Here is a 20,869-nt window from a genome sequence, read left to right as displayed (position 1 = left end):
AAAATTAGCCCTCCATTAGTAACATGTCAGGATCATGTAATAATTTCTTCAATAGATTTAGTGCATTTTGAGCTAATGCTCCATCAATTAGTCGGTGATCATAACTCAATGAAAGTTTCAACATGTTACCTACTTGAATGTTTCCTTCTTCATCAACGTATGGTTCTTTAGCTATTTTACCAACACCCAAAATAGCAACTTCCGGATGATTTATAACTGGTGTGAACCATCCACCACCGATAGAACCAACATTACTGATCGTGATGGAACCACCTGTCATCATGTCAGATGATACTTTGTTATCATAAGCAGCTTGAGTATTCTCAGATATTTCCTTAGCAATTTGGAACATACCTTTAGAATCAACATTCTTAATATTTGGAACATAAAGTCCATGTTCAGTATTAGTAGCAATACCAATATTGTAATAGTGTTTATATACAATTTCTTGAGCTGCGTCATCAATTGATGCATTCAATTCAGGATATGCTTTCAATACTGCAACAAGAGCTTTGGCAATATATGGTAAGAATGTTAGCTTGATATCTTGTTCTGCTGCAACTTCCTTATACTTCTTACGGTTAGCCATAAGAGCACTAACTTCGACTTCATCAAAACTAGTTACGTGAGGAGCTGTATGTTTACTATTAACCATTGCCTTAGCGATAGCTTTTCTAGTAAGACTTAGTGGCTCTCTTGTTTCCATTTCTGGAGTTGAAGACTTGTAAGGTGTTACTGATGCAGGTTCTGCTGGAGCAGCTGCAGGTTGAGCTGTATTAGCTGCAGCCACAGGTGCCACAGTACCATCGAATGAATCAACGTCTGCTTTAGTAATTTGTCCATGTTTACCAGAAGGTGTTACTTGTGATAGGTCTACGCCCTTATCACGAGCATATTTACGTACTGATGGCATAGCCAAATAGTTTGTTGTTGCTGAACCTATTGATTGTGCGAGTACAGCAGGTGCTGCTGTAGGTGCTTGAGCTGCTGGACTAGCTGGTGCTTCTGTTTTAGCAGCAGGTGCTGCGACTTCTTCATCATCGACATCGTCTGCTGATCCATCATCAATAACAATCAATGTTTGACCAATTTCTACTGTTTCGCCTTCTTGTGCAACAATTTGTTTTACTGTACCTGAAACAGGTGTAGGTAATTCTTCAACTGACTTATCATTTTGGATTTCAACAATTGAATCGTCTTCTTTAACTGTGTCGCCTTCTTTAACAAGCCAACTAGCAATTTCACCTTCGTGCATACCTTCTCCAAGTTCAGGTAGTTTGAATTTATATGCCATTATAAGATCCCTTTCTTTCTATAGCCTATTGTTTAGTAGCCAAGAATTTCGTTAATTTTTTCTTCAATTTCGTCTGCTCCTGGAATCCAAATATCTTCACCTAAAGCGAATGGATATACTGAATCTGGTGCGGCTACTCTTCCGATTGGAGCGTCAAGTGACATAATTGCATTTTCAGAAATTGCTGAGGCAACTGTTGCACCTACACCAGCCATTTTTTGAGCTTCTTGTACAATAACAACTTTATGTGTTTTTTCAATTGATTTGAAAATTGTACCTGTATCAATTGGTGAAACTGTTCTTAGATCAACAACTTCAACAGAAACATTCTTCTCTGCTAATTTGTCAGCAACCTTAAGAGCTTCATTTACTTCAGCTCCGTATGCGACAACAGTGATATCTGTTCCTTCACGAACAACATTAGCTTTATCTAAAGGAACAGTATATTTTGTATCAGGAATATCATCTTTCATTGAACGATATAATTTTAAGTTTTCCATAAATAGAACTGGATCATTATTTTCTACCGCAGAAATTAGTAGTCCCTTTGCATCATAAGGATTACTTGGCATTACAACACGTAATCCTGGTGTACCTGTGAAATAATTTTCCAAGTTATCAGCATGCATTTCAGCTGTATGTGTTCCTCCACCATAAGGTGTACGAATAACTACTGGAGCTGTTTTTTCTCCATCAAATCTAAATCTCATTCTTGCAAGTTGTCCAACGATTTGATCAACAGCTTCAAATGAAAATCCCATAAATTGAATTTCTGGAATTGGTCGCCAACCTGTTAAGCCAAGACCTGTAGCAAGTCCAATGATTCCAGATTCAGCCAATGGTGTATCAAATACACGATCTTCACCATATTTGTCTTGTAGACCTTGAGTTGTTCTGAAAACACCACCGTTTTTACCAACATCTTCACCAAAAACAAGTGTTTTAGGATCGTCTTCTAGAACAATATCAAGAGCATCTGTAATTGCTTGAATATATGTTTTTTTAGCCATTGTTATTTAGACTCCTTTGCCTTGAATATTTCGATTTGTTTCTTAACTTCTGGAGTTGGGATTTCAAATGTACGTTGTAGCATATCTGAAACCTTATCTGCAGGAACTGCATCTGCTTCTTTGATTGCATCTTTGAATGAAGCTTTGTAGTCTTCAACCATTTGATCTTCTTTTTCTTCGCTCCAAAGTCCTTTGTCTTCAAGAACTTTTCTCAAACGAACAAGTGGATCTTTCTTAATCCATACTTCTTCATCTTCCTTAGTTCTGTAACGTTTAGGATCATCCCCAGCACTTGAGTGAGCACCATAACGATATGTTAATGTTTCAATCATAACTGGACCATTTCCAGCAAGAATATATTCACGTGCAGCTTTGGCTACAGCATAGCAAGCTAGTACGTCCATACCATCAACTTGAATACTTGGAATACCTGCAGCTACGGCTTTTTGAGCAAGTGTCTTAGCAGCAGTTTGCTTGTTACGAGGAGTTGAAATGGCAAATCCATTATTTTGAACAATAAACAATGCTGGAAGTTGGAATGCACCTGCAAAGTTCATACCTTCATAACTATCACCTTGTGAAGTACCACCATCACCTGTATATGTGAATGCTATAGCATCTTCATTATTCTTCTTAAGACCCATAGCAACACCAGCTGTTTCTACATAAGCAGCACCGATAATGATTTGAGGCATCATTGATCTTGCCTTAAATTTATTACCGACAACATGACCTCTAGACCATAGGTATGCTTCTGTAACAGTAGCTCCATGTTGGATTAATTGAGGAACATCACGATAAGCTGGTAATAGATAATCATTATTTTCCATTGCCAGTACTGTACCCATTTCTGACGCTTCTTCACCAGATGTAGGAGCATAGAATCCCATACGTCCTTGACGAGAGAAGTTCATTGTTTGATCGTGCAATGCACGCTCCCAAACCATCTTCCCCATAAAGTTTAATAATTCGTCATCAGAGAAAGAATCAAAAATTTCTTTATCTATAACTTTTGAATTTTCATCCAAAACTTGAACTGGTTTCTTTACTTCATCTAAACCGTTCTTAATTGCTCCGAAATCAACTATTGGTTTTTGTGCCATTTTTTTACACTATCCTTTCTATTAGTAACATCTAAAACAAACTAAAATTGTAAGGGCTTTCACATTAATAATTTTATCATTCTTTTGTGAAAACACAAGATGAAAACTTATTGTTTCTAAGAAAAATTTACAACAATTTGTGAATAATTTGTCATTATCCTAGGTCAATTTCATTTTGTGACTTACCGTCTTTTAATTCTTCAAGCATAGAATTCAATGAAATTGTCGCCATATTCTTGACTGCTCTGGTTGTATAGAAGGCAATATGAGGAGATAGAATGAATTTTGGATTATTGATAATTTTTTCCAAAAGTTTGTCCGGTAAATCTTGTCCTGTTCTATCTGTATTGAAAATACCTACTTCATTTTCATAAACATCCATAACTGCACCGTACAGTTTACCTGACTCTACTGCATCGTATAAGTCCTGTGTATTGATCAAATCTCCACGACCAGTATTTATTACAATTGCATCGTCTTTCATTTCAGATATTGTTTCTTTATTAATAACTGTATGACCTTTGCCCAAGCTTGGAAGATGCAAAGTTACAACATCAGATTGTTTTAATAGTTCATCTAATGTATCAACATACATTGATTGATCTAAATCTGGATTACGATATTTATCATATGCAATAACTTTACAGCCAAATCCTTGATAGATTTTAATTGCTGCATGCCCGATTCTACCCGTTCCTGCAACTCCTACTGTAAGACCATTCAATTCTCTACCAATATCAGGTGCCCATCTCAAATCATGTTTATCAACTTTTCTGATAACTTGCTTCATCTGACGCAATAACATCATCAATCCTGTTACTGAATATTCTGCAATTGCAGTTGGTGAGTAACTAGGTACGTTAGTAAGTTTAATATTATTTTTCTTCAATGAATCAAAAGGAACGTTGTCAACACCAACATTTCTAAGTGATATAACCTTAATTCCAAAATCATTCATTCGATCAAAAATCTCTGGATCGTATGGTAACTGTTGAAATGCAACAACTCCATCGTAACCGTCGGCTAATTCGATAGTATCTTTTGTTAGTAAATCTGAAATAATTTTGACTTCTATTTGATTTTCTTTTGACCACTCTTCTATATAAGGACGCTCATCATCACGAACTCCATAATCAATTAATTTCATAGTAAATTACCTCCCATATCATTTAAGTCCAACAAGATTAGCAAAAATAGGAACAACCAAATTAGTTGCTACACCAACGATTACAACAGCAATTGAAGCCATAGCTCCTTGAATAGAACCAAGCTCTACAGCTTTAACTGATCCCATTGTATGACCAGATGATCCTAGTCCTAATCCAACACCAATTGGATCTGATCCTAGTCTGAACAATTTGATTATTTGATCTCCTAAAGCCATTACAATAACAGCGTTTAAAATTACTGTCATAGCTGTAATTGCTGGCACTCCACCAATACTTTCTGAAAGTGGTAGAGCAATTGCGGTTGTTGCTGATTGTGGCAACAATGATGCAATTTCATTTTTAGGAAGACCTAGTGCTATACATACAAAGTAAATTATTGTTAATGAAATAAATAATCCAATTATCAAAGATAACAGAATTTCTACCCAGTATTTCTTAACAATGTCATTTCTCTTATATAAAGGAACAGCAAAAGCAATTGTAGCTGGTGATAAGAACCAGAACAGTAAGTTAGCACCTATCATGTTCTCCTTACCACCATTCCAATATGCACTAAACACAGCATCAGAAGTTGCACCAGTTACTTGTTGGATTAAAACAAGTACTGCAATTCCTAAAACCATACCTACAAATAGAGGTTGGAATAAGAAAAAGTTATTAGTTTTTTTGAACAAATATTGTCCAATTAAGTAAACAATAACCGTTAGAAAAATTCCGAAGAACATATTATTCAGATACTCCATCGTTACTATCCTCCTTACGAATTTTCTTACCTATGGCAATTAAAATTCTAGCTGTAAAAGCTATAACAATAAGTAAAACAATTGTGGAAATAATAATAGCAATCATTAATTTCACACCATCATTTGCTAAAAGATCTAAACTCTTATACATCTGGATACCTGATGGAACAAATAGGAATCCCATTATTCCAATCAAAAATTTAGAAGTCTGCTCCACTTGATGCAGCTTTATAACATTTGTTGTTAATAACACATAAAGTATTATTAGTCCCCATACTGGAACTGGTACTGGGAACGAAGCAGGCATAAAGTGTGACAAAATATTTGATAAAAATAATATTCCACTATAAATAAATATTTGAATCAATATATTGGATGGTTCTTTTTTCGCCTCAACATTAGGGCTTTCTTTCTCATTTTTCATCATATTCTCCCATCTTTATGAAAACGTATTCACTTATACAATGAAACTCTAACACAGGCAAAAAAATATGTAAAATATATACTTATATGGACTTATAAATACTTTTTTATGATATTTATGTGCAATTTATTCTATAATATAGTTACTTATAAAAATCTGGAGGCAAAAAATGTATTTAATGAAAGATATTGTCAAAGATGGAGACCCTATCCTAAGAAAAGTTGGGGAAAAAGTTACCCTTCCATTAAGTGATGATGATAAAAAACTTGCTGAAAAAATGATGGAATATCTTATCAATAGTCAAGATGAAGAAATTGCTGAAAAATATCAGTTACGTGCCGGCGTTGGACTAGCTGCTCCACAAGTAGGTCAATCAAAAATGATGACAGCTGTCTTGATCCCTAATGATGACGAAGAAAGTGATGAAGAGTACATTTTAAAAGATGTGCTTATTAATCCTGTAATTACTCGTAGTTCTGTACAAAAAGTCGCCCTCTCTGAAGGTGAAGGTTGCCTAAGTGTTCCAAAAGATATACCCGGTTACGTTCCTCGTTCTAACAAGGTCACAATTGAATATGACAATGTAGATGGTGAACACAAAACTCTAAAGTTAAAGGGATATCCTGCAATTGTTTGTCAACATGAAATAGATCACTTAAATGGACATTTATATTACGATAAAATAAACAAAGAAAATCCATTCGATATCGATCCAGATACACTACTTATTTCTTAAAAACCACAAATTTTGATTTGTATACTATATATATGAAATATGTTAAAATACCAATATCTGTATTGCACACTAATTAATGTTTTGGAAGCATTAAATATAAAGTACAAATTTTAATAAAATACTGAGGAGATATCATATTGATTTATAAAGTCCTATATCACGAAAGCGAACAAGATAACCCCCGTCGCGAATACACAGAAGCAATCTACGTTGAAAGCGACTCAAGCATCAACGTTAGAGAACAAGTTGAAAATAACACAGAATACAACATTGAATATATTCAAGCACTTGATGAAAAACACCTTGAATATGAGAAAAATAGCCCTAATTTCAAGTTGACGGAGTTTTAATTAATGTCAGTTAACGTTAAAGATAACGAAGTTGCTGTTTTTGCCATTGGGGGCCTTGGCGAAATCGGTAAAAATATGTATGGAATTGAATACCACGACGAGATTGTGGTGGTAGATGCAGGTATTAAATTCCCTGAAGATGACCTTCTAGGTATTGACTACGTAATTTCTGATTACAGTTATTTAATAGAAAACCAAGAAAAAATCAAAGGATTATTTATTACTCACGGTCACGAAGATCACATTGGTGGTATTCCTTTCCTACTTCAACAATTACCAAATATTACAATCTATGCAGGTCCACTTGCTAGTGCGCTTATCAAAGGTAAATTAGAAGAACATGGTTTAGTAAAAACAACTAAAATCATAGAAATCAGCGAAGAATCTGAATTTACATTTCCAGAACTTAGTGTTGATTTCTTCAGAACTACCCACTCTATTCCAGATACATTAGGTATTGCAGTACATACAGAACCTGGAGTTATCGTTGTTACAGGTGACTTCAAATTTGATTTAACACCCGTCGCAGGTTTACCTGCTCCAAATCTTCAAAAAATGGCAAAATTAGGTAGTGAAGGAGTACTTTGTTTATTATCTGATAGTACTAATGCCGAAATACCAACTTTCTCTAAGTCTGAAAGATCTGTTGGTAAGACTATCCACCAAATATTTGAAACTATCGAAGGTCGTATTATATTTGCTACCTTTGCTTCAAATATTTATCGTGTTTCTCAAGCTGTCGACGCTGCTTTAGAACAAAACAGAAAAATTGCTGTCTTTGGTCGTAGTATGGAAACTGCTATTGTGAACGGTCGCGAATTGGGTTATTTGAATATCCCTGATGATATGATCGTTGATGCTAGTGAATTAAATTCTCTACCCGCAAACGAAACATTGATTTTATGTACTGGTTCTCAAGGTGAACCACTTGCTGCTCTTAGTCGTATTGCAAATGGTACTCACCGTCAGATAAGTATCCAACCTGGAGATACAGTTATTTTTTCAAGTAACCCTATTCCAGGAAATACTATCAGTGTAAATCATCTAATCAACGACCTTTCTGAAGCTGGTGCAGAAGTTATTCACGGTAAAGTAAATAACATTCACGCATCTGGTCATGGTGGTCAAACTGAACAAGAATTGATGCTTAGACTTATGAAGCCTAAATTCTTTGTTCCTGTCCACGGTGAATACAGAATGCTTAAACTACACACTGAACTTGCTGAAATGTGTGATGTTCCAATGGAAAATTCATTTGTAATGAAAAACGGTGATGTACTGGCTCTTACTTCTGAGACTGCTAGACGTGCTGGACATTTCCCTGCTGGTGACGTTTATGTTGACGGTAAAGGTATTGGTGATATCGGCAACGTTGTCATCCATGATAGAAGATTGCTTTCTGAAGAAGGTATGGTTGTTGTTGTTGCAACTATTGATTACAAGAAAAAAATTGTTCTTGCTGGTCCTGATATACTATCTCGTGGTTTCGTCTATATGAGAGAATCCGGTGAATTGATTAATCAGGCACAAAAACGAGTATTCCATGTTATCAAGAATGCCTTTGATAAAGAAGACGACAAAGTAACAGAAGCTGAACTAAAGAAATTAATAATTGATAATTTGCAAGACTTCCTATACAAACGAACAGCTAGAAATCCTGTAATTTTACCTATGATAATTTCAGCTTCAATTTAAATATAATAAAAAAAGACAGATTAAATTTAATCTGTCTTTTTTGTTTTCTAAGGATATAATTGTAATATGAATAATTCAATTACATTAGAAATAATATTAAATAAACATGCTGGAAATGGCCAATCAATTAAAAATTGGAAAAAAGCAAAAGATTATCTAGAGGATGAAAAAGTTGATTACAACGTGCACCTTACCGATAAAAAATTCGGTGCTAGGAAAATTGCAACTAAATTAGCCAATTCATTAACTGATAATAAAAAAATATTAGTACTAGGTGGCGATGGGACTTTAAATCAAGTTCTAAATGGCGTGAAAAATTCTAAAAATCCTGAAGCCCCTATAGCCTATCTGCCTGCAGGATCTGGTAATGATTTTAGTCGTGGAATTAAAATCAAAAATTTAGATACTATTGATGCCTTACAACAAATTATTAAAATGGATAAGCCTTTAAAGATTGACATCGGCAAAGCTTCATCTAAAGATAGCGTAAACTACTTCTTGAATAATATTGGTATTGGATTTGATGCTCGTACTGTTTTCTATACAAACAACTCCAAAAGAAAATCATTTTTTAACAGGTTAAACATCGGTAGTTTAGCTTATGTTTCTAGTTTACTCAGAGTTTTAAAAAATCAAAAGGGGTTCTCTATCGTAGTCAAGGATTCTAATAACAATGATATCGAGTTCAACAACGCTTATATAGTAACAGCTACAAATCATCCTTATTTTGGAGGAGGCATTGCAATTGATCCCAAAGCCTCTCCTTTTGATCAAAAATTAGATTTAGTAGTTGTTAATAAGATTTCTGGATTAACTTTTGTTAGATTATTTAGAAAACTCCTAACTAACGGTTCTCACCTTGATGATGAAAATGTCTGGTTATTGCAAGAAAACACTTTTACACTCAAAAATAATCAAAAACAATACGGACAAATGGATGGAGAAGAACTTGGTAATAAAAATTTTGATTTAAAGTTTGAAGTTAGCTCACACCATTTCTGGATACCTATCAAAAAAGAAGCCTAAATATTTAGGCTTCTTTTTTTTTGAAAATCATATGGTGTAATATCTTCCATTCCAATCATAGGATCAATCGATTGTGACATTACCATTTCTACAGTAAGTTCTGTTGATTTTATTTCAGGTGTTTCTTTTTGAGTTTTTGATTTTTTGGATAGTTTAAATACTTCTATTATTTTATCTAATAACGCTGTATTTCTACGAGCAGATTGATCAACAATTGCTCGTTCAAATGCACTACGATTACCTACCATAACTAATAATCTTTTAGCACGTGTAACAGCTGTATAAAGTAGATTCCTCTTCAACATTCGCTCTTCTTCATTAACAAGTGGCAAAATTACCATCTCAAATTCAGAACCTTGAGCTTTATGAATTGAAGTACAGTAAGCTAGCGTAATATTTATCCAATCTTTGCGAGATAGAATTATTTCATTTCCATCAAAATCAATTACTAATTGATCAACTTTATCTACATTTTCTTTAGCAAGAATAATTCCTTTTATCTCACCTATTTCACCGTTGAACACATTTTCATCAGGAGTATTAACTAAATAAACAACTTTGTCACCTATTCTGTAGTTAATATTACCCATTTTGACTTCTTTTTTCTTGGGTGTTAAAGGATTTAAGACGTTTTGAATTGTTTCGTTCAAGTTATCAATTCCAGCATTACCACGATACATTGGAGCCAAAATCTGCACATCAGTGGTATCAAATCCTCGATCAGATGATCGTTTAATTATCTGCGAAACAACTTCAGGAATATCTCTACTATTACAATCAATAAATGATCTATCAGATTGATTAGCAAATATATCTTCAGACACCTTACCAACATTTATTTCGTGAGCAAGTTCAATAATTGTTGAATCATCATTTTGACGGTGAATGTTCTCTAATCTTGTGGTCTTAAAGCCGTTACTATCAATAAGGTCTGTGAATACTTGACCAGCTCCAACAGAAGGCAGCTGATCCATATCCCCTACCAAAACCACTTGTGTACCTGGCTGAACTGCATGAATTAAAGTTTTAAATAATAATGTATCAACCATGGACATTTCGTCTATGATTAATAATTTGCAATCAAGTGAAGGTTCTGCAAATTCATCGTCTGCAGTTCCGGTTAATCCTAGCAATCTATGAATTGTCATTGCTGGTAACCCTGTAGATTCAGTCAGTTTTTTAGCAGCTCTTCCTGTAGGAGCAGCTAAGGCTATAGAATATTTGTCAGAAGAAGGATCCAGCGTTTCATCATTTAATTTAGAATACGTGGCAACTATTCCATTAATTATGGTAGTTTTCCCTGTTCCTGGACCACCGGTTAGAATGAAAATTGGACTTTTTAGAGATTGTTCAATTGCTTCTAACTGTGAATCATCATATTTTACTTTGAAATTATCCTGTACTTCAGTAATTTCTGTTTGAAAATCTTTATCTTTCCAAGAAACTCCTTTGAAAGAACCATTGATCATCTTCAATGTTTCTACTATTGACCATTCCGCATTATATAAATTTTCTTGAAATACCCTGTCATCTTCCACAATCAAAACAGTTTCATTTACTAATTCAGTAATTGCATCGTCAATTTTTTGTTTCATTTCAGATAAATTTTGCGCGTTAGCTAAGATGTTTTGTGCCATCTGTTTCAAATCATTTATTAGAAGATAGGTATCCCCTGTTGAATTACCAACTTGAGCCATTATTTGGATAATAGCGCCTTTCACTCTACGAGGATCATCATCTTCAATATTTAATTTTTTAGCTAATTCATCAGCTTTTTGAAACCCAATACCCTTTATATCCAATACTAATTGATAAGGATTTTCAGTTATTATTTGATTTGTTTTAGGCCCATATTTTTGAAAAATTCTCGTACTTAAAACATTACCAAAACCGTAATTATTCAGTTGAAATAATATTTGTTCAGTCTGATGATTTTTCTTGATTTGATCAATTATAAAATCTTTTTTATCTTCTTTAACATCCAAAAAGTCTAGCGAATTAGGATCATTCAAAATTTTATCAATTGCATTTTCGCCAAGTTCATCAACAATTTTTTCAGCTTTTTTCTTTCCTATACCTGGAAACTCTTCACTAGAGAAAAAATTGATCAAACCTTTTCTACCATTTGGACGACTTCTTTTATATGTTTTTGCCTGAAATTGCTTACCGTATTTAGGATGATCAACCATTTGACCAGTAAAACGATATTCCTCTTCTTCAACAATATTTCCAAAGCTTCCAGTAACTACAATATCTGTAGCAGTCCAATCGGTATTAGTTTCTTTGATATCGATCGTGAAAATTTTGAACATATTATCAGGGTTCTCATAAAAAATTGCTTTGACGATCCCTACAAAAAATTGTTCATCTTCACTCATGTTTTCCTTCAGTTTCCTTTAAATAATTTTGAATATTGGCTAATTTCTTTTCTTGTTTGTCAAAATAATCTGCATCTAGTTCACGTGACTTCTTCAAACTATTGTTGAATTCTTCACCTATATTCATCTGACAAATTGCCAAATTAAAATAATCTGCAGATTTTTCTTTAATTTTAAGAGCCTTTTGATAATATTGTTTTGCTTCTTCAAAATTACTGCTTTTCATTAAAATAGAAGCCAATAGTTCGTTAACTAATAAATCATCAGGTTGCATTTCTTGTGCCGTCAGCGCGTAAACTGTAGCCATCTGAGTGTTGTCCATTTCATCAAGTGTTTTAGATATCATATAAAATGCTTCGAATCCAAAATCACTGTTAATTAATTTTTGAAAGATCTCAGATGCTTTTTCATATTTACCAGCAGTAAAGTAAACATTCCCTAAATTATAGAGTAAGTTAGAATCATCTTCGTATATAGATAAACCCTTCGTCAATAATTCCTCAGCTTGCTCAACGTCACCAAGCTCCACTAGGTAAGATGACAACTGTAAGATTAAATCTAATTGATTATAATTCTCATTCAAACTTTCAACTAACAGATGAACTGCCTTTTCTTTATCATCATTTTGAAAAAGGCGTTCTGCTTCTTTATTCATCATAAATTCCTCAAAGAGTATCTGATTTATCTAATTCCTTATTCAAATAATCAGTTTCATTCCATTTAATTAATTTAAATTTCTTATTTTCTGCATCGTAATCAAGATGAGTCAAACTTGTGTTAGATAAGCCACCATAATCTCTAATTTCTGAAATAGATTTTCCTAACAACGACTGAATCATATCTACAGACGAAGCACCATGACCTACAATAACCAAACTATCATCAGGTTCATAATTAGCTACAATGTTATAGATAGCTTTTGTTGTTCTATCCGCAACATCTTCAAATGACTCACCTTTGATTTTTTTATAGTCATAATCCAATGGACTATATCTAAATGCGTGAACAACTTCCGGCATTTCAACTTCTAGGTCACTAAATTTTTGGCCTTCCATAATTCCTAAATTGAACTCTCTTAGGCCGTCTACAAGTGTAATAGGTATATCTTTACCTAAATCTTCAATAAGCACCTCAGAAGTCATTTTTGCACGTTTTAAGGGACTTGAATACACATGTTTGATATCGATATCACTTAATCTATTAGCTAATAACTTTATGTCAGCAATACTTTCTGGCAAAAGTGGTGAGTCCCCACTTCCCCCTTGGTATCTGCCCTCTAAGTTCCATTCTGTTTTTCCGTGTCTTACAAAGTATAGATCCATCTTATGTCTCTCTTTTTTATTTATAAACTTAATTATGTAGATTTTACTACTTATTTTCAAGTAAATAAAAAAAGCTCACTAATGTGAACTTTTAAATATATTGTAACTTTTCTGACTTCATATAAGCATTATCAATTGTTGCTCCACCTAGACACTCGTCGCCATTGTAGAAAACAACTTCTTGACCTGGTGTGATTGCTCTCACTGGTTCATCGAAATCAACGACAACTTTACCGTCTTCTTTCATATGAACAGTAACACCAGTATCTTGTTGACGATATCTAAACTTAGCTGTGCAGTGGAATTCTTCACCGTAATCCAAACCTGTAATGAACGAAAGATCACTGGCTTCTAATTGATCAGCGTAAAGTAATGGATTATCGAATCCTTGATCTACGTAAAGAATATTTTTATCCATATCCTTACCAACTACAAACCAAGGCTCATTTGACTTACCGTCTCCACCTATACCAAGACCAGATCTTTGTCCAATTGTGTAATACATAAGACCCATGTGATTTCCTTTGATTTCACCATCAGGTGTCATCATTTGACCACCTTGAGCAGGAAGAAATTCACCAAGAAACTTTCTAAAGTTTCTTTCACCAATGAAACATACACCAGTTGAATCTTTCTTTTTAGCTGTAGCTAATCCTGCCTCTTCAGCGATTTGGCGTACTTCTGACTTTTGCATACCACCAATTGGGAATAGAGCCTTTTGTAATTGCTCTTGTTGTACTGTACTCAAGAAGTATGTTTGATCCTTATTAGAATCTCCTCCTCTAAGTAAATGAACTACACCATCTTCATCACGATATGTTTGTGCATAGTGACCCATGGCAATATAATCAGCATTCAACTGATTTGCATAATCTAGGAATGCTTTAAATTTAACTTCCTTGTTACACATAACATCAGGATTTGGAGTTCTACCCTTGCGATACTCATCTAAAAAGTACTCAAATACACGATCCCAATATTCCTTTTGGAAATTAACAGAGTAATAAGGTATACCAATCTTGTTAGCAACCTTTGCTACATCTTCATAATCTTCTGTTGCTGTACATACGCCCGACTCATCATCAGCGTCATCCCAATTTTTCATAAATACACCGATAACGTCGTATCCTTGCTGCTTTAATAAGTAGGCAGTTACTGAAGAATCCACTCCTCCACTCATACCTACAACAACTCTCTTCTTAGAGTTATCCATCTTTTTTTCCTCTACTTCTTAATTAAAATATTTTTCTCAATCATAAATTCTGTTTGATAATGGAAATCTTGAATTTCAGGTTCTGAACCTTCCACTTTGAATATATCTAAATTATGTAAACCACTTTTATCAGTGATATCCATTTTTAAGGTAGTAAAATCCTTATCAATATTAACCTTCAATGTATATTTGGCATTGTATGGTGAATCACCTGAGATAGGACGTTCTAGTCTAAAATTCTTTTGTTTAGTTTCTCTGAAACCAACATCTAAAAGTGCATATTTTTTAATTTCTGGACTAATTTCGTATACGTCCTTATCACCTAATACTTGAGCTTGATTTTTTTCCATAATTCTTCCCCTTAATACATTTAAAAATTAATTTATATTATCCAAATCTATAACGATTTTGACAAGTGCTTCTGAAAAGTTTTTTATTTCTTCTTCATTATTGTATTTCCCAAAACTAATACGAATTGATTCATTTAATCTGGGACTGTCTTCTCCAAACATTGCAGAGATGACATGTGATGGTTCTAAACTGCCGGCTGTACAAGCAGAACCACCTGAAACACCATATCCATCGATATCCAATCTAGTTAATAGAATTCCTCGTTCAATACCTGGTAAATAAATATTTAAAATTTGATTTAGTGATTCTATTTTTGTCGAACCATTTACTTCAAACTTAATATCATTTTGTCTAAGTATATCAAAAATTATTTTTTTATATCCAAAGTACTTTTCTTGTATCTTTTGTTTATCCACATCTGAAATCAATTCAACAGCTTTTGCAAAGCCAGCTATTGCCGGTACATTTTCTGTTCCTGCACGGCGTTTTGTTTCTTGATCTCCACCCTTTAAATAAGATGGTATTACGATCCCATCCCTAATATATAGAAACCCAATAAATTTAGGACCATTAATTTTATGAGCTGAGGTTGACAAGAAGTCCACATGCAGGTCATTAACGTCTAAATCATAATTTCCATATGCTTGAACAGCATCCACATGAAATAAGGCCTGACTATCCTTTAATAATTCGCCAATTTCACAAATAGGGTTTATAGCACCAGTTTCATTATTACCATACATCACTGAAACAAGAATAGTTTCATCAGTTAATGAAGACTGAACTTGTTCTGAAGTTATTGATCCCTCTTCATTTGGTTTTAAATAAGTCACATCAAATCCAAGATTTTCAAGATATGCCATTGATTTCATTACCGCCTCGTGTTCGACGGCAGTAGTAATAATGTGTTTACCTTGCTCAGATCTAGAAAGTGCAGTAGAAATAATTGCTGTATTATCACTTTCTGTTCCACCACTAGTAAATACAATTTCCGTATCTTTGGCACCAATACTTTGCGCAATGGTATGGCGAGATGTCTCCAAAACACCCTTAGCTTGTCTACCATAAAAATTAGTAGATGATGCATTACCAAAAACATTAATCATTTTGTCATTAATTTCTTCAATTACTTCTTTAGCCATGGGAGTTGTCGCTGCATTATCTAAAAAAGTATAATTCAATTTTCTCGCCTCTTGACTTTAATTATTCTCTATCTAAAAAGTTGAGTAACATTTGTACAGAATTTTTACCTGCTTGGATAACAAATTCGTCAAAGTTTACATCAGCATTTTCGTCACCAACGTCACTCATAGCTCTAATAACTACAAATGGTGTTTTAAACTGTGTACATACTTGAGCTACAGCAGCACCTTCCATTTCAGAAGCTAACACATCTGGGAACATTTTTTTAATTTTATCAATTTTTTCTGAGCTGTCAATGAATTGATCTCCAGTAACAATCAATCCCGTATGGTAATTAAGATTTGATGCGACAGCTGCTTGTTCTATCTTTTTAACGTAAGAATCATCTGCTTCGAAATATAGTGGTTGATCTGGTAATTGACCTAATGCATATCCAAATGCAGTTGCATCAGCATCATGGTAAGCTAGTTTACTAGAAATCACTACATCACCAATACTTAATCCTGTACCAATCCCACCAGCAGAACCTGTGTTTATTAGTACATCTGGATTAAATTTATCATTGATAATAGTTGCAGTCATACCTGCTTGAACTTTACCTATTCCACATAGAGCTAAGTATAATTCGTGTCCATTATATTTACCTTGGGTAATCTCACGACCAGCAATAGTGTCTTTTTTTACGTCCTCTAGTGATTCTCTAATTAATTTGATTTCTTCTTCCATTGGGACAATTACGCCAATTTTCATAACTATATTCTCCTTTTAATTTAAATATAAAATAGGATCAAAACTACTAAAACCAATAAGCCAATTACGGTAATAATAGCTATATTCAGTCTATTCTTTAATCGTTTTATTTTGTATTCAGTTGCTTCATTTATTTCTTTTTTTATAACTTCCGGATGTTTTCGACTATACTCACGTTCTGCCTGCAAGCGTTCAGTATTCCTAATTTCAGCTTGTTTCTTTTCCAATTGATCAATTGGGACAGCAGCTCCACTTGTAGGAGTTTCTTTGTCACTGAATCCAAAAAAGTTTTTAAAACTATCTAAAAATTTATTCACCTTTTAACTCCATAAGTTCCCAATAATTTACAGCAAAAATAGTTTTTGCGTCACAAATGTATCCAAGTTCTATTTGTTGTTTAGCTTCTTCTAAAGTCAAAGCTTCCACATCTAAAAATTCATCATCATCTAATGAATCCTTGAACTCTAACTTTTTCAGATTAGTTGCTTTAAAAACTGTTAGCTTTTCATCGGAATAACCAGGACTTGGGAAAAAAGAAATAATTTTTTCAATATCTTCTGTAGTATATCCTAATTCTTCATTCATTTCTCGTTTTATTACTTCTAAAAGATCAGAACCTTCATCAGGGTTAATTTTACCAGCAGGTATCTCCAAAGTTTCTTGTTCTAGTGGTGTCCTATATTGTCTAACAAACATTACTTTGTCATCAATGAAAGGTAACACAGCAACTGCACCATTATGTCTTACTACTTCTCTGATAGCTGGAACTCCATTAGGTAAAATAACTTGTTCAACTTGAACGCCTATTACTTTTCCGCCAAATACATCTTTTGTTTCAATCACTTGTTCATAAAACTTAGAATCTTCTTTATTCATAATTATCTCCATTTTAAAATAGTCGATAAATAAAATATCTGTACGTTATATTGTAACACGCAATTTTTAAGATAAAAACAGTACAAAAAAAGCACTCCTAGAGAGTGCTTTCTTCATCTTCATTTTCTTCAAAAATTGTAATATTAATAGCTTGTGGTCCCTTAAAACCGGGAGCAACTTCAAATTCAACATCTAAATTAGTTTGAATAAAATAGTCATCTCGATTTAAAACTGAATCTGCAAAGAAAAAGATATCTTCATCATCTGCTTTAACAAATCCAAAACCACGATCTTTATTGAACCTTACAATTTTACCGACAAATTTATTTTCGTCCATTATGCTTCAAATCCTTCACTAATTGTTTCTGGATATTCTTCTCTAACAATCTTAGCACATCTTGCACAGAATTCAGGATAATCAGCATCAGATCCAACATCTGTCTTAACCATACGACAACGTGAACATACTTCTCCATCTGCTTTTTCAATAAGCACACTTGAATTTTCATATTTGTCTGCTGAATCAGGTGCAGCTTGATCACTGATTTCAAAATCAGAAACAATTAATAGTTGACCTAAATCACTATCCAAACCATTTAAAAGTTCTAATAATGCAGAACTTGGATAAATAGTTACCTTTGCTTCTAAAGATTTACCGATCAACTTGTTCTCACGAGCAATTTCCAATGATTTTTGAACATCATTTCTAAAGTCCATAAATTTAGACCATTGTTCTTTGATAGCGTCTTGACCCTCAAAGTTTTCAACAACAGGCATTTCTGACAGTTGTACAAAATCCTCCGACTCTTTCAAATACTTGAATACTTGTTCCATAGTATGCGGAAGAATTGGTGTTAGAAGCTTAGACAATTTAACCACAGTATCATAGATAACTGTTTGCATTGATCTTCTGGCATGAGAATTTTCAGCGTCGATGTAGACAACATCCTTAGCAAAATCTAAATAGAAAGATGACAATTCATTCACAATAAATAGTGAAGCTGATTTATTAACATCAGCAAAATCATAGTTTTCATAATCAGCAGTGATTTTTTCTACTAATTCATTTAATTTAACTACTAGATATTGATCAACTGGTCTTAAATCATTAAATTCAACACGATCTTTTGATGGATCAAAGTCATCTGTATTAGCAAGCATAAATCTCATTGTATTACGGATTTTACGGTATGCTTCAGAAACTTGCTTAAATGAATCAACTGTTACAGCTACATCTGAACTTGCATCAATTGAAGCAACCCATAATCTAATAATTTCTGCACCAAATTGACGTTCTATATCACTAGGAGCAATAACATTACCAAGAGATTTACTCATTTTTACACCATTTTTATCAAGCGTAAATCCTTGAGAGATAATCTTCTTGTAAGGTGCAACTCCATTAGCAGCAACAGAAGTTACTAATGTAGAGTTGAACCAACCACGATATTGGTCAGATCCTTCCAAAATTAGATCTGCTGGGAATCCTAAATTAGGTCTTGCTTGTGAAACACCTGCATGTGCAGTACCTGAATCAAACCAGACATCCATGATATCTGTTTCTTTGGTAAATTCACCATTTGGACTACTTGGATGTGTAAAACCTTCTGGTAGAAGATCCTTTGCATCTTTTTCAAACCAAACATTTGAACCATACTTACCAAATAATTCAGCAACGTGGTCAATTGTTTCTTTGGTCATAATTGGATCACCATTTTCTGCATAGAAAATTGGTAGTGGTACACCCCAGGCACGTTGACGTGAAATAACCCAGTCGCCACGATCTCTAATCATATTGTAAAGCCTTGTCTTACCCCATTCAGGAGAGAATTCTACTTTTTCAATTTCAGCAAGAATTTGATCTCTAAATTTATCAATTGAAGCAAACCATTGAGGTGTAGCTCTGAAAATAACCGGTTTTTTAGTTCTCCAATCATGTGGATAGCTATGTTCGAAGAATGACAAACTCAAAAGTGAGCCATTTTCTTTCATTCGATCAGCAACCATTTTATTTGCATCATCATAGAAAATACCTTCGTATTCAGGTACTTCATCTGTAAAACGTCCACGTGAATCAATTGGTGAGAACACTGGTAATTTATACTTCATACCAGCATTGTAATCATCTGCACCAAATCCAGGAGCTGTATGAACCAAACCTGTACCATCGTCTAAAGTAACATGATTTCCAAGGATCAATAATGATTCTCTATCATATAGTGGATGAGTAGCTGTTAAACCTTCTAATTCTGCACCTTTAAATGTCTTGATTGTTTCAACTTGCTTCCAATCAAGTTTTTCAGTCATGAAGTTGATACGTTCTTCAGCAACAACATATTTCTTACCATCTGCATTAATTAGAGCATAGTTATATGCAGGGTTAACACAAATAGCTAAATTTGCAGGTATTGTCCAAGGTGTTGTTGTCCAAATAATAAATGAAGTATCGTCTTCTAAAAGATCTTTGCCATCTCGTACTTTAAATGCAACAAAGATTGAAGGTGACTTAATATCTTTATATTCAATTTCAGCTTCAGCTAATGTTGACTCAGAAGATGGTGACCAATAAACTGGTTTTTTACCACGATAAATGTAACCTTTTTCTACCATCTCACCAAAAATTTTCACTTCTTGTTCTTCAAATTCTGGTTGATAAGTAATATAAGGATTGTCAAAATCAGCTGAAATACCTAGACGTTTAAAACCTTCTAGTTGTTTCTTAATTTCACCTTCAGCATAATCTTTACATAATTGACGGTATTCAATCATACCCATTTCTTTACGTTTAATACCTTTTTTGGCTAGTTGTTGTTCAATAGGTAGACCATGTGTATCCCATCCTGGTACAAATGGTGCTCTAAATCCACTCATAGATTTGTATCGAATGATAATATCTTTTGAAATTTTATTTAGTGCATGCCCCATGTGAATATCACCATTAGCAAATGGAGGACCATCCAAAAAATTAAAAGAAGGTTTCCCTTCATTTAATTTTTGACGTTGATTATATAAATCAGCATCGTCCCATTCTTTTTGCCACTCTACTTCTTTGGTAGGCAAGCCACCACGCATTGGAAATTCAGTTTTTCCTAAATTTAATGTATCTTTTACTTTCATCTCTTCACCCCATTATAAAATAAAAAGAACCCGCCCATTATAGGACGAGTTCTCGCTGTACCACCTATTGGTAAAATTAATTAAATTATGAAAAAAAGTGATATTTACAGGCATCCATTTACTAATCTCACACCAACATTAGCTCGCTTTAAATTTCACACCTATAAAT

At 33.7% G+C, this 20,869-nt stretch carries 21 protein-coding genes; 4 read left to right on the top strand and 17 right to left on the bottom strand.

Annotation, left to right across the window (positions count from 1 at the left end; translation table 11 throughout):
* Window positions 1-4 precede the first annotated feature (4 nt).
* From CS873_RS04435 to CS873_RS04410, 6 genes are all read right to left on the bottom strand, one after another.
* Window positions 5-1,294: a 2-oxo acid dehydrogenase subunit E2 gene (locus CS873_RS04435; protein WP_099974667.1), complete on the bottom strand. Its 1,290-nt coding sequence runs from the start codon at window positions 1,292-1,294 to the stop codon at window positions 5-7.
* 32 nt (window positions 1,295-1,326) lie between these two features.
* Window positions 1,327-2,304, bottom strand: a complete 978-nt coding sequence (locus CS873_RS04430; protein WP_099974666.1) for an alpha-ketoacid dehydrogenase subunit beta — start codon at window positions 2,302-2,304, stop codon at window positions 1,327-1,329.
* A gap of 2 nt (window positions 2,305-2,306) precedes the next feature.
* Window positions 2,307-3,407, bottom strand: a complete 1,101-nt coding sequence (pdhA, locus tag CS873_RS04425; RefSeq protein WP_099974665.1) for a pyruvate dehydrogenase (acetyl-transferring) E1 component subunit alpha — start codon at window positions 3,405-3,407, stop codon at window positions 2,307-2,309.
* 154 nt (window positions 3,408-3,561) lie between these two features.
* Window positions 3,562-4,554, bottom strand: coding sequence for a D-2-hydroxyacid dehydrogenase (locus tag CS873_RS04420; RefSeq protein ID WP_099974664.1), 993 nt, complete (start codon window positions 4,552-4,554; stop codon window positions 3,562-3,564).
* 18 nt (window positions 4,555-4,572) lie between these two features.
* Window positions 4,573-5,319, bottom strand: coding sequence for an LrgB family protein (locus CS873_RS04415; RefSeq protein WP_099974663.1), 747 nt, complete (start codon window positions 5,317-5,319; stop codon window positions 4,573-4,575).
* Entirely contained in the window at window positions 5,303-5,743 is a 441-nt protein-coding gene (locus CS873_RS04410) for a CidA/LrgA family protein (protein ID WP_218924897.1), read from the bottom strand. Before CS873_RS04410 ends, CS873_RS04415 begins: the two co-directional genes overlap by 17 nt.
* Window positions 5,744-5,912: 169 nt before the next feature.
* On the opposite strand from CS873_RS04410, the gene def reads away from it, so the two are divergent.
* The 4 genes from def to CS873_RS04390 all read left to right on the top strand — a co-directional run bounded on the left by def (window position 5,913) and on the right by CS873_RS04390 (window position 9,550).
* Window positions 5,913-6,479, top strand: coding sequence for a peptide deformylase (gene def, locus CS873_RS04405; RefSeq protein WP_099974661.1), 567 nt, complete (start codon window positions 5,913-5,915; stop codon window positions 6,477-6,479).
* Window positions 6,480-6,616: 137 nt separating this feature from the next.
* Window positions 6,617-6,829: a DNA-directed RNA polymerase subunit epsilon gene (locus CS873_RS04400; protein ID WP_099974660.1), complete on the top strand. Its 213-nt coding sequence runs from the start codon at window positions 6,617-6,619 to the stop codon at window positions 6,827-6,829.
* A gap of 3 nt (window positions 6,830-6,832) precedes the next feature.
* On the top strand, window positions 6,833-8,524 hold the full coding sequence (rnjA, locus tag CS873_RS04395; protein WP_099974659.1) for a ribonuclease J1: 1,692 nt from the start codon (window positions 6,833-6,835) through the stop codon (window positions 8,522-8,524).
* 66 nt (window positions 8,525-8,590) lie between these two features.
* Window positions 8,591-9,550 carry a diacylglycerol/lipid kinase family protein gene (locus CS873_RS04390; protein WP_099974658.1) on the top strand — a complete coding sequence of 320 codons (960 nt, stop codon included), beginning with the start codon at window positions 8,591-8,593 and terminating at the stop codon, window positions 9,548-9,550.
* Here the strand turns inward: CS873_RS04390 and recD2 are convergent.
* The 11 genes from recD2 to ileS form a co-directional block, all read right to left on the bottom strand.
* The gene (gene recD2, locus CS873_RS04385; RefSeq protein WP_099974657.1) at window positions 9,547-11,928 is read right to left on the bottom strand and encodes an SF1B family DNA helicase RecD2; all 2,382 of its coding nucleotides are present in this window, start codon (window positions 11,926-11,928) and stop codon (window positions 9,547-9,549) included. The two genes, CS873_RS04390 and recD2, sit on opposite strands and share 4 nt — an antisense overlap.
* On the bottom strand, window positions 11,921-12,586 hold the full coding sequence (locus CS873_RS04380) for a tetratricopeptide repeat protein (protein ID WP_245823042.1): 666 nt from the start codon (window positions 12,584-12,586) through the stop codon (window positions 11,921-11,923). The genes recD2 and CS873_RS04380 overlap by 8 nt, the downstream gene beginning before the upstream one ends.
* A gap of 7 nt (window positions 12,587-12,593) precedes the next feature.
* Window positions 12,594-13,250 (bottom strand): histidine phosphatase family protein, encoded by a 657-nt coding sequence (locus CS873_RS04375; protein WP_099974655.1) that lies wholly within the window; start codon window positions 13,248-13,250, stop codon window positions 12,594-12,596.
* A 91-nt stretch (window positions 13,251-13,341) separates the two neighbouring features.
* The gene (gene mnmA, locus CS873_RS04370; RefSeq protein WP_099974654.1) at window positions 13,342-14,463 is read right to left on the bottom strand and encodes a tRNA 2-thiouridine(34) synthase MnmA; all 1,122 of its coding nucleotides are present in this window, start codon (window positions 14,461-14,463) and stop codon (window positions 13,342-13,344) included.
* Between the two features lie 11 nt (window positions 14,464-14,474).
* A complete protein-coding gene (locus tag CS873_RS04365) occupies window positions 14,475-14,813 on the bottom strand; it encodes a hypothetical protein (RefSeq protein WP_099974653.1) in 339 nt (112 codons plus the stop codon).
* Window positions 14,814-14,840: 27 nt separating this feature from the next.
* The gene (locus CS873_RS04360) at window positions 14,841-15,995 is read right to left on the bottom strand and encodes a cysteine desulfurase family protein (RefSeq protein ID WP_099974652.1); all 1,155 of its coding nucleotides are present in this window, start codon (window positions 15,993-15,995) and stop codon (window positions 14,841-14,843) included.
* Between the two features lie 22 nt (window positions 15,996-16,017).
* Window positions 16,018-16,707 carry a 5'-methylthioadenosine/adenosylhomocysteine nucleosidase gene (locus tag CS873_RS04355; RefSeq protein ID WP_099974651.1) on the bottom strand — a complete coding sequence of 230 codons (690 nt, stop codon included), beginning with the start codon at window positions 16,705-16,707 and terminating at the stop codon, window positions 16,018-16,020.
* A 20-nt stretch (window positions 16,708-16,727) separates the two neighbouring features.
* A complete protein-coding gene (locus CS873_RS04350; RefSeq protein ID WP_099974650.1) occupies window positions 16,728-17,024 on the bottom strand; it encodes a hypothetical protein in 297 nt (98 codons plus the stop codon).
* The gene (locus CS873_RS04345; RefSeq protein ID WP_099974649.1) at window positions 17,017-17,583 is read right to left on the bottom strand and encodes an NUDIX hydrolase; all 567 of its coding nucleotides are present in this window, start codon (window positions 17,581-17,583) and stop codon (window positions 17,017-17,019) included. The genes CS873_RS04350 and CS873_RS04345 overlap by 8 nt, the downstream gene beginning before the upstream one ends.
* A gap of 97 nt (window positions 17,584-17,680) precedes the next feature.
* Window positions 17,681-17,920 carry a cold-shock protein gene (locus CS873_RS04340; RefSeq protein WP_099974648.1) on the bottom strand — a complete coding sequence of 80 codons (240 nt, stop codon included), beginning with the start codon at window positions 17,918-17,920 and terminating at the stop codon, window positions 17,681-17,683.
* The gene (ileS, locus tag CS873_RS04335) at window positions 17,920-20,700 is read right to left on the bottom strand and encodes an isoleucine--tRNA ligase (RefSeq protein ID WP_099974647.1); all 2,781 of its coding nucleotides are present in this window, start codon (window positions 20,698-20,700) and stop codon (window positions 17,920-17,922) included. The genes CS873_RS04340 and ileS overlap by 1 nt, the downstream gene beginning before the upstream one ends.
* Window positions 20,701-20,869 lie beyond the last annotated feature (169 nt).

The organism is Companilactobacillus metriopterae, from assembly GCF_002762335.1.
In the GTDB taxonomy this organism is placed as follows: domain Bacteria; phylum Bacillota; class Bacilli; order Lactobacillales; family Lactobacillaceae; genus Companilactobacillus; species Companilactobacillus metriopterae.
This window is presented reverse-complemented; position numbering and strand designations above follow the sequence as displayed.